The organism is bacterium, assembly GCA_021372535.1.
Taxonomy (GTDB): Bacteria; Latescibacterota; Latescibacteria; order Latescibacterales; family Latescibacteraceae; genus JAFGMP01.
This window is the reverse complement of record JAJFUH010000203.1, coordinates 21,921-36,407: the sequence shown is the minus strand read 5'-3', so window position 1 is coordinate 36,407 and position 14,487 is coordinate 21,921. Positions and strand designations below refer to the sequence as shown.

Sequence of the window (14,487 nt, the reverse complement as noted above, 5' to 3'; positions counted from 1 at the left end):
ACGGGACATTGAAATGGAAATACCAGTTTGAGGGTTCTATCCAGTCCTCGCCCGTGATAGGCTCCGACGGCACAATTTATGTGGGGTCGACTAAAGATCTATGTCTCTATGCTTTCGCTCTGGAAACCTCCGGAACCAGGATTTTAACCATCATATCCCCCAACGGCGGCGAAAAACTCGCAGCGAACAAAACCTTTGCCATCATCTGGGAAGCCTCGAACGTCAAACTGATTACCATCGAGTACTCGGTGAATAACGGGCAGAACTGGATGGGGGTTGCTACACAGGTCAATGCGGAGGCGGGTAAATACGACTGGATGGTGCCCGAGACGCTTTCCGACAACTGCCTCGTCCGGCTCATCAACGAGGCCGATACCTCGATGATTGCACGGAGTTCCGCCGTTTTTGAGATACTGCTGCCCACCGCTGGCATCGATCCGGATGCTTCGTCCGCATACACGGACCCCCCGGATTTATACGCCGGTGAAAAAACCACCGTGGTAATTACCCTGAACGATAAGGACGGTAATCCGGTACTGGGCATACCTGTTACCGATATCGTGGTAAAAGTGTTGGGAAGCAACGGCACTGCGGAAAAGGTAGACCTGAGCTTTGACAAAGCCCAATCCGACGCGACCGGTATCATCGGGGTTACCTTTTCGAGCACGGTTCCCGGTATAAAAGAGATTGTGGTGACAGTCAGGGGCATCGAGCTTACGACGCGTCCCTCAGTGGAGTTTTACGAGCCGTTTATCACTGTCTGGTATCCAAACGAATTCGAAGAATGGCAGGCGGGAGGCGAGTACGACATATGGTGGGAATCAGGCGGCGTGAAGAGCGTCGATATATGGTTCACTCCCGACAGCGGCATACATTGGAACGTCATTGCCGAGAATGTCGATGCGAGCCTCGGATACTTCACATGGTCGATTCCGGCCAATCTCGATGTTCCCCAGTGCTATATTTCGGTTGGCGACTCCGGTAATGATCAGCTCTACGACAACAGCGATCAGGCAATCGCAATCGTTCCTTCTGGCCAGGAAGCCATGATCTCGCTCAGCTCACCCCAGGGAGGGGAAAACTGGGCTGCCGGCTCCAGTCATGTTATCAGGTGGAATTCATCCGGAGTCTCGAATGTCAAGCTCGAATACACAACCGATAACGGAACAAACTGGACTGTAATTATTGCCAGCTTACCGGCAAGCGCAGGGACTTATGCGTGGACGGTGCCCGACACGCCCTCGGCACAATGCCTTGTGAGAGTGAGCGATGCGGAGAATGCGGATCAGAATGATGCGAGCAATGCGCCATTTACCATTTTCAGGGTGACGGGAGAGAAGAGCATCGAGCTTGTTTCACCGGTCGGCGGTGAGCTCTGGGAAGCCGGAAAAATATATCCTATCGTATGGAATGCGGTCAACGTAACTGAGGTCAGTATTGTCTATTCGATAAATCTGGGTGAAACATGGGATATTGTCAAGCTCAGGGCTGATGCCAATACCGGCTCATTCAAATGGCTGATTCCCGACACTGTCGAATCCGATAAATGCCTTATCTTTGTGGCGGATTCCGACAGCACCGAGATCGGCGCGATGAATCAACAGCCCTTCACGATATTCAAGGGCGGTCAGGCGCCAGTGGTTCAGGTTCTCGCGCCCAACGGCGGCGAGACTGTCTCGGCCGATCAGCCGTATGAAGTACGGTGGAATGCGGTGAATGTTTCCAGGGTTCGGATCGACTTTTCACCGAACAACGGCCAGACATGGACAATGCTCGCCAATGATATCGCCGCCGATACGGGCAGACATACCATTAATTTTCCTTTTAACAGATCGAATGAATGTCTTATTAAGGTTTCCAGTATGACCGACGACACGATTACGGATAAAAGCGACGGCTTCTTTACACTGACATTCGTGTCATCGATAACGGTTGAAGCCCCGGCGGCCGGTGATAAATGGACTGTCAGGTCAGAACAGCCCATACGGTGGACTTTAAAGGGAATCAAGAATGTCGCGATCGACTATTCAACCGATGGCGGAACCACCTGGAAAGAGATCGTGACCGATATCGATGCAACCCTGAAAGTATACCGCTGGACAATCCCGAGCGATGTATCCGGTACATGTAAAGTGAGAATCAGCGACACCTCCGCCAGGGATATCACCGCCGTTTCCGGGGTATTCTCCATCGTTGCGGGTAATTTTATTAGTGTCACTTCACCCTCGGCGGGTCAGACATGGTCTTCGGGCGCCCAGTACGAGATCAACTGGAAATTCGAGGGAATATCGAAAATAAAGATCGAGCTCTCGACCGATGGCGGTAATACATGGCAGGAAATTGCGGCGAGTGTTTCGGCATCGGACGGGTATTACGTGTGGAAGGTTCCTGAAGCGGAGTCGGCTGACTGTTTGATCAGGCTATCCGACACATCAAATTCGGCTCTCTCCGCCCAGAGCGACCTTTTCACCATAGTCAAACCGGTGATTCAGATAACGCACAGTCCGATTGCTGAAGCGGAAGAGAACAGGGAGCTTACCTTTACGGCTCAGGTGACGAGCAATACGGAAATCAAAGAGGTAATGCTCTATTATGACGAGACGGGAGACCGTGTGTTCAGCAGTCATCTTGCAATGACTTCATCGGGTAACAATAATGCGTTTTCGGTAACCATGACCGAGGGAATTTTCACAGCACTCGGAATGGAGTATTACATCACCGCCAGGGACGCCGAAGACAAGGAAACAAGAACGCCGGCCGGCGAGGGATTCTATTCGATAACGGCAGTGGTGAAAGACATTAAGACCGAGAATCCGGTCACGGGCGGAAGTGTCCAGACTGCCTATCGCATGGTTTCCATCCCGCTCGAGCTCGTGAAAACATCTATTGTCGACCAGCTTTCCGGAAAACTGCCGAAGGGAGAAACAGGGGTTGACTGGCGCATTTACCGGTATCAGCCGGGCAGCGAAACGCCACAGGAATATCCCAATACCGAGGGATTTGCTCCGGGAAGGGCGTTCTGGGTAATAGCAAAAGAAAAATACGAACTCGAATCGCCCGCGGGGAAAACGGTTACCACGGCAGAACCGTTCAAAATCGAGCTGAAATCCGGCTGGAACGATATTGCCAATCCCTGGATGTTCGATATATCGTGGAGCAATATCGAGAATCCCTCCGGAGCGGAGCTCAGCGTTCTTTATACATATGAAGGCCATTGGACTGATCCGACCAAGCCTCCCACGGTCATGGAACCGTGGAAAGGATACTCGGTCAAGAACCTTTCCAACCGTACGGTCATTATCAGGCTCCAGCCCACGCGCCAGTCTGCCGGAAAAGCCGTGGTCGATGCAAATCCGTCCGACTGGGTGCTCTCAATCGCTGCAGCGGCAGGGCAGGCTGTCGATTCCGCCAATCACCTCGGAGTCAGGCAGGACGCTTCGGCCGGATGGGATCGTTACGACCATGTCGAGCCGCCGGCGGTCGGTGAATATGTCTCCGTTCTGTTCCCGCACAGGGACTGGCTCCAGTATCCGAGCGACTATACTGTCGATTTCCGGCCCCCGGGCGAGACGGTCATGTGGGATTTTGATGTGAAAACCAATATCTCCCGCGAGCGTGTGTCGGTCAGGCTTGAGGGTGTCGATACGCTTCCCGAAGGCTGTACGATAGCCATCACCGACCGTGACAGCGGTAAGCCGGTTGCCCTGAACGGCGATTCGTTCGAGTTCTTGTCGGAGAAGGGTATCACGGCACATCATTATACCCTTACGGTTGCATCCGGTGTCCGGCAGGAACGTCAGGATACGGCTATTCAGCCCGAACGGTATGTGACCGCGACCTGTTATCCCAACCCGTTCAATCCGCAGACGACAATCAGGTATACGCTTTCGACTGCCGGTCGCGTGCATATCACCATATTCAATTCCGTGGGACAGCGGGTGCGTGATTATGATATGGGCTTTATGGGGCCGGGCGTTCACGAGCTCGTTTTTGATACCGCCGGTCTCACATCGGGGATATACCTGTACCGTGTCGATTCAGGCTATGCATCGGTTACGGAAAAGATGCTGTTCATGAAGTAGACGATACCGTTGCAGGCCTTTATCCTGAAAAAAACAGGCAGGCAGCGGTCATGGAGAAATGCAAATTAAAAGGGTTTTCATATGTACGACACAAGAGGTGAAGACGAATGAAACACCTGGTGCTTCTCAGTATGGTGTTCTCCCTTGTATTATTGAACGCGGTTTCTGCCTCGGGACAGGATGAGGGACGGCTCAATGTGGGAGATACCATACCCGGTTTTTTCCTGAGAGACCTCAACGGCGAGTCGTTTTTCCTTAACGATCACCTCGGTGAGGGTGCAAAAGTGAAATGCAATGGGATTCTGATCAGTTTCTGCGCTTCATGGTGCAAACCATGCAGGAAGGAAATCCCCGAGCTGGAAAAAATTCATAAGAAATATAAGGACAAGGGAATCATGGTTTTTCTTGTGAATGTAGGCGACAGCAGAGAAAAGGCCGGAGCGTTTGCCGCCGAGATCGGTGGCAGCATACCGATGCTTCTTGACCGCTATCAGAAGACCCATGAAATTGTCGGAAGGCCCGGTCTGCCGCATACTCTTCTGATCGATAACATGGGAAAAGTTAAATTCGTCAATACTGGTTTTGCCGAGAAAACAGCCGATGAGATTATTACCAAACTGGAGCAGGAAATTGTGGTTCTTACCGGTTCTGGCACCGGTACTTCTACTCCAAAATGAATCAGCGTTGCCAGCCGAACGGCAGGAGTCGGTTGTCAGGATACTGTTCACGAATAATTCGAACGGCAAGCTCGAGAACTGTCACTGCCGTAACGACTATACGGGAGGGCTTGCGGAACGTGTCGGATATCTCCGGACATACCGCAAGGAGCACCCGGACATCCTGCTTCTGGATTCGGGTGGTTACCTCGGGCTTTCCGCCGTTGAAAAAAAAGGGCCAATTGTTTTCAAGCTCATGAACATCATGAACTACGATGGATGGGGTATCGGAGACCAGGAGCTGTACGGCGGTTTTAAACAGTTCATGTCGCTTTTCGGGGAATACACCGACCGCATTATCAATGCATCGCTTGTGGACGGGGAAGGTAAACCGGTTTTCCGGGAATACCGGATTTTTACGGTCGGGGATGTGCGGATCGGGGTTACCGGGCTTTTTTCCGCCGATACTTTCAGGTTTTTCCCCGATACGAGCCGTGATTTTACCATTGAGAGTCCCGATGTGATTCTGGGTCGCCTCCTGCCTGCGCTCAGGGATTCATGCGATTATATCGTCGTGCTTTCGCAGATGGGGAAAAACGGAGATGTCGCGCTCGCTGAAAAATGGCCTGATATCGATCTTATCATCGGGGGGCATTCCCAGACGCTTCTGACCGAGGCGATAACGGTTTCAGGGTGCCGCATAGTTCAGGCCGGGAAAGGCGGTGGACGGATCGGCGAAGTAGTCATACGATTCGATAAAAGCGGTAAAGTGATGGAATTCAATTATAGATTGATAGAACTTGACGAAACGTATACCATTCCGGATGATATGCGGCCTGTCGTCAAACAAACGCTCCAGTGAGAGGAGGGTGACCTGATTATGATTAAACGGGTATTGACGCTCTATCTGTCATGCTACCTGATAATAGGAGGTGTCATTTCGGTAAAAAACGCGGGGGCTCAGGCGCAGAAAACCTATACAATCGCCGCGCTCGATCTTGAAGGGAACGGTGTCTCCCAGAGTGAAGCGAAGGGTCTGTCGGATAAACTGCGCTCCCATATTTCCGGGATCATGCAGCAGGGTGTAAACCTGAAGGCAAAATATGATCTCATCGAGCGGACGCAGATGGATAAGATTCTCGACCAGTTTGCCATTCAGAACGTCGGCTGCGTATCCGATTCGTGCGCTGTCGAATTCGGTAAAATGCTGCAGGTAGACCGGATTGTGATAGGTTCTGTAAATCTTATCGGTCAGACCTATTCCGTTACGGCACGGATCATCGATATCGAGACGGGGAAGACGATCGGCTCTACGGAACGGTCGCTCAGAGGCTCCATAGACGATGTTTTGACCATGGTTATACCCGAGGTCGGGAATAATCTGTTCCTCATCCCCCAGAAGAAATCGAGAACAAAGCTTTACATTCTGGCCGGTGTCGTCGTTCTGGGAGCCGGAGCCGGAGCTGCCATGATGGGAGGCGGAGGCGGAGGCGGCGGCGAGACGAAAGTCGAATATCTGCCCGGACCCCCGAGCAGGCCGTGACAATGATTGTATTCAGAGTGAATGACAGGCAATAAGGTGCAGTTCATGTTTCTTAACCGTTATCACAAGGAGTGTGCCATGTACGGTATCAGGAAGTATTGCGGTTTTCTGGCGTTAATCGTTCTCGTTGCTCTTATGATCGGGGCCTGCGGTTCAAAAGGTGTAAGCAAAGGTGATGTTCCCGACTGGTACCTTAATCCTCCCAAGTCCGCCGACAGGATTTACGGTGTGGGTGCATCCGAGCAGATGGCCTCAATTCAGCTTGCCAAACAGGCTGCGGATAACCTTGCACGGGCGGCAATCGGCAATGTGGTCCAGTCCGATATCGCAACCATGATGAGAAACTACCTCCAGCAGAGCGGCACCATGGAAGCGGCCCGCGCGCTCCAGTTTACCGAGTCGGTGACCAAGGTTGTGTCGAATGTATCGCTGAGCGGCGCGGTAATATCGAAGAGCGAGATCATCAACAAACGGTGCTTCTCGCTTGCTGAGATTTCCAAGGACTCGATCAACCAGGCGCTCCTCAACGCCGTACGGGATGCCGCGGCTGAGTATACCGAACTCAAGGCACAGAAAGCGTTCGACGATTTGAATAATGAGATTAAAAGCGGAAATATTACCAAATAACGGGTGGTTTTGATCCCTGAGTTTTTATGATATAAAAAAGCCCTGCCGGTGTTGTGTTTTCATGCGGCAGGGCTCTTTTTTTGCGCGAGTAATATGAAAACGGGCTGAACACATCTATGAATGGGCGTTTAACGCCAGCAATTCACGATATAGTGAGGCGTCAAAAATCACCCGTATAATTTTACGCCGACCTTGCCCGCGATTTTCTCGATATATGCCCGCGCCTCGGGATACTCGTTATCCTCGATATGTTCGGGTTCGAGCGCACGGGGCCATTTGAGGCGGCTCATGCAGACAAGGTATGTTTCGTAATCGAGTACCCCTTTTCCGGGGCAGACCTCCTGTACATGAACTGTCTGTTTGTCCGGCCAGATAAAGGTATCCTTGGCATGACATCCCATGATATCCTCGCCGAGAAGATCGAAACACTCGTGGATAAGCTCCGTCGTATGGTAATACCGCTCCAGACTCATCATATTGACCGGATCGAGGTTCACCTTGAGACGGTCGCTGCCGACATCCTCCATGAGACGTTTATGCGCCAGAGGGCAGTCGATGATACTGGTTACCTGCGCCTCCATGCCGATGGCCGCTTTCATTCCCGCGGTATCGCTCAGTACCTGTTTGACGCTGTTGACCAGGAGCTTCCATGTTTCAATCGTCCAGTTGTCCGGGTGAACGTTGATGAAATTGGCGGAGTCACGGCTTCCGGCGACGGTGCCGACCATGGGGCAGTTGACGCTCTCCGCCACCTCGATGCAGTGGGCGAGACGCGTGAGATTTTCCCTGAGCTGATTCGAGTCCGGAGTGACCAGATTCGTGTACCCGCCGACCTCGTAGATTATTACATCGTATTTTTTGCAAGCGGCAACAACCTCGGCCCGCTCGGCGGTGGTCATCGAGTTCCACGGCTCTCCCACATTGCCTCCGGTGTGACGGGCGCCTTTGACTGCGGTGAAGCCTTCCGTGCGCCGTCGTTTAATCATTTCTTCGGGGCTTTCGCCGTTCTGCCGCCTGATGTTTATCGCCTGACGTACCGGGGTAGGTCCCGGCGTGAGGTCGCGCTTGACCGATTCATCCGGCCCGGGCGCCCATGCAAAAGCGGATTGTGGACCTGATGACCGTACCAGTGTCCCTGCCGCTGTCAATCCGGACCCGAGCAGCGTTCTTCGTGTAACAGTTCGTGACATGAATTATCTCCCTTTAGGTGCATATTCCGTGCTGATTCCGGGAACGCTTCGATTATGGTTTGATCATCAGAGAATCGTCACACCAACCTTCGCGGCAACTTTTCTGATATATGCGGCAGCCTCGATCAGTTCTTCAGCCGGCACATGTTCCGGCAGGAGGGTGCGGGGCCACTGCATCCTGCTCAGTCTTACAAGGTAGGTCTCGTAATCCATGACGCCTCTTCCCGAACAGACTTCCTGAACATGAACTGTCTGTTTGTCCGGCCAGATGAGGGTATCCTTGGCGTGGCAGCCCAGGATGCTTTCGCCTAAGAGATCGAAGCACTGGTTCAGGAGTTCCGTGGTATGGTAATATGTGGCGAGCGATACCATGTTGACCGGGTCGAGGTTCACCGTACACCGCGGATCGCCTACATCATCGATGAGACGTTTGTGTGCCAGAGGGCCGTCGATGTTGGTAGTGACCTGAGCTTCCATGCCGATACCGGCTTTCATTCCCGCGGTATCCCTGAGCACCTGCTTCATGCTGTCGACAAGCACCTTCCATGTTTCAATTGTCCAGTTGCCGGGATTGACATTGAAGAAATCCTTGGGGTCGAGGCTTCCCGAGATGGTTCCGACCATGGGACAGCCCACTTTATCGGCGGCTTCGATGCACATGGCAAGATGCTGAAGATTCTTCTGGCGGGTCGCTTCATCGGGATGAAGCATATTCGTATAGCCGCCGACCTCGAATATAGCAACATCGTATTTTTTCAGCGCATCACGGAGTTCCTGCAATTCGGAATCTTTCATCGTATTCCATGGTTCCGGATTGGTTACAGCCCCGGCGTAACCGGAATCTCTCAGTTTTTTCACCATTTCGGTCAGGCTCTCTTTTTTATTCGGGTACAGGTAGCCGCCGAGACGGATCGGAGTAGAGCCGGGAGTGAGATTGCGAACGAGGTTTTTATCTGGGCCGGGATTCCAGAACGGTTCCCGTCCGGGTCCTTTTTCGACAGCCTGCTGTGCTGGCGGAGTTACTACCTGTTCCTGTTTTCCTTTACCGCAGGATGATCCCAGGACCATTCCGGCGGATGCGGCTCCGGTAATGATTGCCTGACGTCGCGAGATACGGTGTGACATTTTCTTTCCCTCCGGTGTATGAAAAATAGTACGTGTGTGGTGATCAAAATCCATCTATTCTTTTATTAACCTGTTAACAGTTTCGGCGAAATCACAGTTTTCATCATCGTGCGCATGTACTCAGGAATTTACCGCCTCAAACATCGCGACAATATTTTCGGGTGGAACATTTGCTTGAATGTTATGAACCTGCTGAAAAACAAAACCGCCATTATTCCCGAAGAGGGCACACTGTTCCCGCACATGTTTACTGATCGAATCCGGCGTTCCGTCCGGTAAAATACTCCGGGTATCGCACCCGCCGCCCCAGAAGACGAGGTCTTTACCGAAATCTCGCCTGAGCCCGTCGAGCTCCATACCGGTGCAGGTTATCTGGACGGGATTCACCGCATCGAGACCGGCTTCGATGAGGTCGGGTATAAGCTCGCGAATGCCCCCGCAGCTGTGAAGGTTTACCTTGACATCCGCAAGCTCCTTTGCACGGTTCCACAGGAAAGCGTGGCGGGGTTTGAAAAACTCGCGGTACATCCGGGGTGAAATCAGGGGGCCTGTCTGCATGCCCAGGTCATCGCCAAACACGATGATGTCGATATATTCCCCGACCGCACCGAGAAACCGTTCGAGCGCGGCGAGGTGAATTTCCATGAGTTTGTCGAGAAAACGATGTGCCTTCAGCGGTTCCGAGGCAAGCAGCATGAAAAAATTGTCGTTGCGGTACATGGACTGGCCGAATTCGAAGAGATTGCCGCCAAAAATTCCGAGAATGGCCCTGGCCGTCCTTTCACGAAGCCGTTTCGCTCCCGATGCAAGCGTGCGTGCGCCGTTGGGACCCTCGGCAAGCGGGCCGGGAATACCCGATCCTGCCGGTCCTCTCAGTGACAATACATCGGAAAGTGTTTCGGGATCGCCATTTTCGGCAAAAGGGTAGTACGTTTGTTCGAAATAGAGTGCGCCATCCGGCATTCGTGAAATAACCCGGCGGTTACGGTCACGCATGACCCATTCCCCATCAGCGCGTTCGGGCAGAGACCACTCCGGCATCCTGCATGGTGTACCATCAGGGAGCACCCAGTCGGCCCAGCAGTATTCATCATGCGCAAATCCCCGTCCGAGTTCGATGGTGTCAACTCCGAAACGGTCGAGCATATCCTCATCGACTATGGCAAGCTGCTGCCCGGGATCGTGAACGCGGATGGGTTTATCCGGAAGACCGAGATACTTCCTCAGCCTGGCGTAAGCTATGGCGCTGATACCCGATGAGAGATGGCCCGCGAAGTCCACTGGAATGCGGTCGGTTTCTCTATGGTTCAGCGCCGCCATAATCCGTTCTCTCGATGTCACCGGAGACTCCTCTACCTGCGAATAATCACTCACTCACCGCGTCGAACATGGCAGCGATATTTTCAGGGGGTACATTTGCCATGATGTTGTGGACCTGCTGGAAGACGAACCCGCCGCCTTTTCTCCCGACTGCAATCTGACCGCGGACATGTCCGGCAACCGCTTCGGGTGTATCATCGGGAAGCACGTGCCCGGTATCGCATCCGCCGCCCCAGAGCACGAGGTCTCTCCCGAATTCTTTTTTCAGCTCGTCAAGGTTCATCCCCCGGCAGTTGATCTGGACGGGATTAACTGCATCGAGACCCGCCTCGATGAGGTCGGGAATAAGCTCGCGAATGCCGCCGCAGCTGTGAAGGTTGACTTTGACATCGGCAAGCTCCTTCGCCCGGTTCCACAGAATTTTATGCCGGGGTTTGAAAAATTCGCGGTACATCTGCGGTGAAATCTGCGGCCCGGTCTGCATCCCGAGATCGTCCCCGAACACGATGATGTCGATGTATTTTCCGACCGTGCCGAGGAAGTTTTCAAGATTCGCGAGATGGATTTCCACCATACGGTCGAGGAAATCATGGGCTTTTTTCGGTTCACCGGCGAGCAGCATGAAAAAGTTATCGTTCCGGTACATGAACTGACCGAACTCGAGGAGGTTGCCGCCGAACAGCCCGAGGATGGCCTTGTCGGTTTTCTCACGGAGACGCCGAGCGCCTTCTGCCAGCATCTTAAGCCCTTCCGGCCCCTCCGCTTCGGGACCCGGAGGAGAAGCTATCGCCGCCCACATGCTCTCCGACCACAGACCGGGCATGGCATCGAGATCGGCTTCACCCTCCGCGAACGGCCAGTATGTCTGTTCGAAATAGAGTGCGCCATCAGGCATCTGGGCGATAATCCTTCCGGTCTTCCGAGACCGGATGACCCATCTGTTCCCGTCACGCTCGGGAAGTGCCCATACCGGCATCCGGCACGGGGTCCCGTCCGGAAGAACCCAGTCAGCCCATGCCTTGTCATCGAGGGCGAATCCCCGTCCCAGCTCGATGGTATCCACCCTGAAGCGGTCGAGAACATCATCATCGACAATCGCGAGCTGCTGAACGGGATCATAGATACGAACCGGCCGTTGTTCGAGCCCGAGATATTTCCTGAGCCTGTGGTACGCGATACCGGATATGCCGGACGACCTGTGCCCGGAACAGTCGATCGGCACCCGGTCAGGTTCATGGTGGTTCAGCGCGGCGAGAACACGTTCTCTCGATGTCATAATGGTTCTCCTCAATATAAAACAGTATTGCCTGCTCTCTTGACAGTCAAAACATGATGAAACACATGACTGCTTTTTATTTGAACAGTTTCTGGGCGATCTCATACAGGTAGTTCCGCCAGACCCACCATTCGTGTCTCCCTTCGGAAATATACGCTGTATGTTTGATATTCTTCTGCTTGAGAAGCTCGATAAATTCAATGTTACTCTTATAGAGAAAATCGTCCTTCCCGCAGCCGATCCAGAGCATTTTTATTTTTGCGTTGAGGTTTGCGGGATCGTTCAGGAATTTACCGTGAAAATCAGTATAAACAGCGGAGCTGAACGCCCCGATCCATGCGAACGTGTCGGGGTTATGGAGACCGAAGTACAACGTCTGCCCTCCACCCATGGACAATCCGGCGATTGCACGGTGCCCGGGGTCTTTATACACACGGTATTCCTGTTCGATACGCGGGATAAGCTCGTTGATAAGGTACGGTTCATAACGCGGCTCAACCCGTGAGAACCAGTCCTTCCAGTCGCCCTCACCATCACCCGGAAGCGGCGGTGCATAACCGAACGGCATCACGATGATCATGGGCACGGCTTTGCCTTCCGCAATCAGGTTATCGAGGATGAACTGCGCCTGGCCGGATACTGTCCAGCCGTTTTCCAGATCACTGTAGCCGTGGAGAAGAAAAAGCACCGGAAATGTCTTCTTTCCGCTCTGTTCGTACCCGGGAGGAGTGTAGACATAATAGCCGCGGTTGTCGTTCAGCAAAGAGGAATGATGCCGGTGATAGTGGAGAAGCCCGTGGGGAACCGGCTGCTCCTCCCAGAACGCGGGCTTGTCCCCGGGATAAAAAAGAAGGCTCGATGTGGGGAAATAATTCGCATGGAAAAAAGGATTAGTCGGGTCGATCATCCGAACCCCGTTGACGAGAAAGCTATACGGATAGATATCAGGTTTTGCGGGGCCGAGCGTTATGCTCCAGACACCGTTGTTTCCTTTCGTCATCGGCTGTGATTTGTCGAGAAAACCGATGCTGATGCTCACGCTGTCCGCTTCCGGTGCCTGGAGACGGAAGGTAATGGTACGGTCTGCATTGATGACGGGCGAGAGAGCTTTGTCTTTCAACTGGGCTTGTACGATCTGCGGGCTGACCACTACTGAAACGAACAGAAACGCTGTTAAACAGAACTTCTTTAAACTGTTCATAGTGCTGCTCCGTGTTTTAGAAATTGAGGGGAACTCTATATTATTAGTTATTTGATTGCCATGTTCCGATGACAGATGTATTTTTAGAGCCCATTGTATCATGATTAAAGCTCTATATTATCTTTTTACCGGTATAAAAACAAGGAATATTTAAAAAAGTCCGGTTCCATCCATTGGTTTTATACAACCTTCAGGCAAAAAATGATATTCCATGCACCATAAACGTTTTTATATTATTTTGTAGAGGAATCGATAAAGATCGATCCGGTGATTTTTGAAGAAAGGTACTCCATGACCTCCAGGGAGCGTTTTCTTGCTGTGCTCGACGGCCGTATACCCGACAGGCTTCCGGTGACCACCCACCATGTGATGCCGTATTTTCTCGATACGTATATGGACGGGGCGTCGAACGAGGAATTTTTCGACCGTTTCGGTCTCGATCCCATCCAATGGGTGGTTGCGCACAAGCCGGATACGGCGAGAGGGGATTTCCGAGACCCCCGTCAGGGAGCGATCGGATTCCTCGAGGCCGGGCGGGTCGCATCGGATACATGGCATGTCGAGGTCGAGGAGATTCATGGCTGCGAATACCCGACTCTCCGGTACAATTTCATCACCCCGAAGAAGACCCTGAGCATGGTGCTTCAGAGCAACAAATACACCTCATGGGTTACCGAGCGCCTCATCAAGGAAAAAAGCGATATCGATTTTCTCGGTGAATACATGACCTCCCCTCTCTGTGATGTGGAAGCGGTGAACAGTCAAGCCGAAAACCGTGGTGAACGGGGCATTGTTCGAGGTCATATATGCTGCTTCGATGTATTCGGCCAGCCGGGAACCTGGCAGGATGCCGCCTGTCTCTATGGCATCGAGAACCTTATTATGGCCACTTTCGACGATCCCGGCTGGGTACATGCCCTGCTCGGAATTCTCAGGGACCGTAAGAAGATATTCGTCCAGTCCCTGAAGGGCGCGCGGTACGATATCCTCGAATTAGGCGGCGGAGATGCCTCGACGACGGTGATTTCCCCGAACCTGTTCGAGCGGTTCGTCGCGCCCTACGATTCGGAGCTCATCGCCTGCGCGCATGAGGCAGATCAGCGTATCGTCTACCATACCTGCGGCGGGATGATGCCGATTCTCGAACAGATCGCCGATATGAACCCCGATGCCATGGAGACGTTCACACCGCCGGGTATGGGTGGCGATGTCGACCTCCGGGAGGCAAAACGCCGTATCGGTAGCCGTGTCTGCATGATCGGCGGGTTCGACCAGTTCCATTTCTTTACCGGATGCACTCCCGGAGAGACGAGAAGCGAGGTGCGGCGGTGCTTCGAGGCCGCAGGCGGGGGCGGAGGCTACATTCTCTCGTCCTCCGACCACTTTTTTGACGCCGATATCGAGCTCATCGAAGCATTCGCCGACGAGGCAAGGAAGTGTATGTATGAGTGAGATATGACGTATTAT

The 14,487-nt window shown here is 52.9% G+C and carries 11 protein-coding genes; 6 read left to right on the top strand and 5 right to left on the bottom strand.

Translation table 11 applies throughout. The annotated features are described in order from the left end of the window. From LLG96_17585 to LLG96_17565, 5 genes are all read left to right on the top strand, one after another. Positions 1-4,082 (top strand): T9SS type A sorting domain-containing protein (locus LLG96_17585; protein MCE5252019.1); only part of this gene is annotated, 4,082 nt, incomplete at its 5' end. A 107-nt stretch (positions 4,083-4,189) separates the two neighbouring features. After that, on the top strand, positions 4,190-4,759 hold the full coding sequence (locus tag LLG96_17580; protein ID MCE5252018.1) for a TlpA family protein disulfide reductase: 570 nt from the start codon (positions 4,190-4,192) through the stop codon (positions 4,757-4,759). A 7-nt stretch (positions 4,760-4,766) separates the two neighbouring features. Continuing rightward, a complete protein-coding gene (locus LLG96_17575; GenBank protein MCE5252017.1) occupies positions 4,767-5,600 on the top strand; it encodes a hypothetical protein in 834 nt (277 codons plus the stop codon). Between the two features lie 18 nt (positions 5,601-5,618). Then, on the top strand, positions 5,619-6,281 hold the full coding sequence (locus tag LLG96_17570; GenBank protein ID MCE5252016.1) for a hypothetical protein: 663 nt from the start codon (positions 5,619-5,621) through the stop codon (positions 6,279-6,281). Between the two features lie 78 nt (positions 6,282-6,359). Further along, entirely contained in the window at positions 6,360-6,908 is a 549-nt protein-coding gene (locus LLG96_17565) for a hypothetical protein (protein ID MCE5252015.1), read from the top strand. 167 nt (positions 6,909-7,075) lie between these two features. Here the strand turns inward: LLG96_17565 and LLG96_17560 are convergent, their stop codons facing one another. From LLG96_17560 to LLG96_17540, 5 genes are all read right to left on the bottom strand, one after another. Further along, positions 7,076-8,098, bottom strand: coding sequence for a sugar phosphate isomerase/epimerase (locus tag LLG96_17560; GenBank protein MCE5252014.1), 1,023 nt, complete (start codon positions 8,096-8,098; stop codon positions 7,076-7,078). Positions 8,099-8,164: 66 nt separating this feature from the next. Continuing rightward, a complete protein-coding gene (locus LLG96_17555) occupies positions 8,165-9,223 on the bottom strand; it encodes a sugar phosphate isomerase/epimerase (protein MCE5252013.1) in 1,059 nt (352 codons plus the stop codon). Positions 9,224-9,343: 120 nt separating this feature from the next. Beyond that, the gene (locus LLG96_17550; GenBank protein ID MCE5252012.1) at positions 9,344-10,564 is read right to left on the bottom strand and encodes a methyltransferase; all 1,221 of its coding nucleotides are present in this window, start codon (positions 10,562-10,564) and stop codon (positions 9,344-9,346) included. Between the two features lie 25 nt (positions 10,565-10,589). Next, on the bottom strand, positions 10,590-11,819 hold the full coding sequence (locus tag LLG96_17545; GenBank protein MCE5252011.1) for a methyltransferase: 1,230 nt from the start codon (positions 11,817-11,819) through the stop codon (positions 10,590-10,592). Between the two features lie 76 nt (positions 11,820-11,895). After that, positions 11,896-13,020, bottom strand: coding sequence for an esterase (locus LLG96_17540; protein ID MCE5252010.1), 1,125 nt, complete (start codon positions 13,018-13,020; stop codon positions 11,896-11,898). 291 nt (positions 13,021-13,311) lie between these two features. Between LLG96_17540 and LLG96_17535 the strand changes: the two genes are divergently transcribed. Next, positions 13,312-14,472, top strand: coding sequence for a hypothetical protein (locus LLG96_17535; protein ID MCE5252009.1), 1,161 nt, complete (start codon positions 13,312-13,314; stop codon positions 14,470-14,472). Positions 14,473-14,487: the final 15 nt, after the last annotated feature.

Bases quoted from the DNA above. Each gene is read 5' to 3' on its own strand.
- LLG96_17580 (MCE5252018.1), top strand. From the start codon at position 4,190: ATGAAACACCTGGTGCTTCTCAGTATGGTGTTCTCCCTTGTATTATTG.
- LLG96_17570 (MCE5252016.1), top strand. From the start codon at position 5,619: ATGATTAAACGGGTATTGACGCTCTATCTGTCATGCTACCTGATAATA.
- LLG96_17565 (MCE5252015.1), top strand. From the start codon at position 6,360: ATGTACGGTATCAGGAAGTATTGCGGTTTTCTGGCGTTAATCGTTCTC.
- LLG96_17560 (MCE5252014.1), bottom strand. From the start codon at position 8,098: ATGTCACGAACTGTTACACGAAGAACGCTGCTCGGGTCCGGATTGACA.
- LLG96_17555 (MCE5252013.1), bottom strand. From the start codon at position 9,223: ATGTCACACCGTATCTCGCGACGTCAGGCAATCATTACCGGAGCCGCA.
- LLG96_17545 (MCE5252011.1), bottom strand. From the start codon at position 11,819: ATGACATCGAGAGAACGTGTTCTCGCCGCGCTGAACCACCATGAACCT.
- LLG96_17540 (MCE5252010.1), bottom strand. From the start codon at position 13,020: ATGAACAGTTTAAAGAAGTTCTGTTTAACAGCGTTTCTGTTCGTTTCA.
- LLG96_17535 (MCE5252009.1), top strand. From the start codon at position 13,312: ATGACCTCCAGGGAGCGTTTTCTTGCTGTGCTCGACGGCCGTATACCC.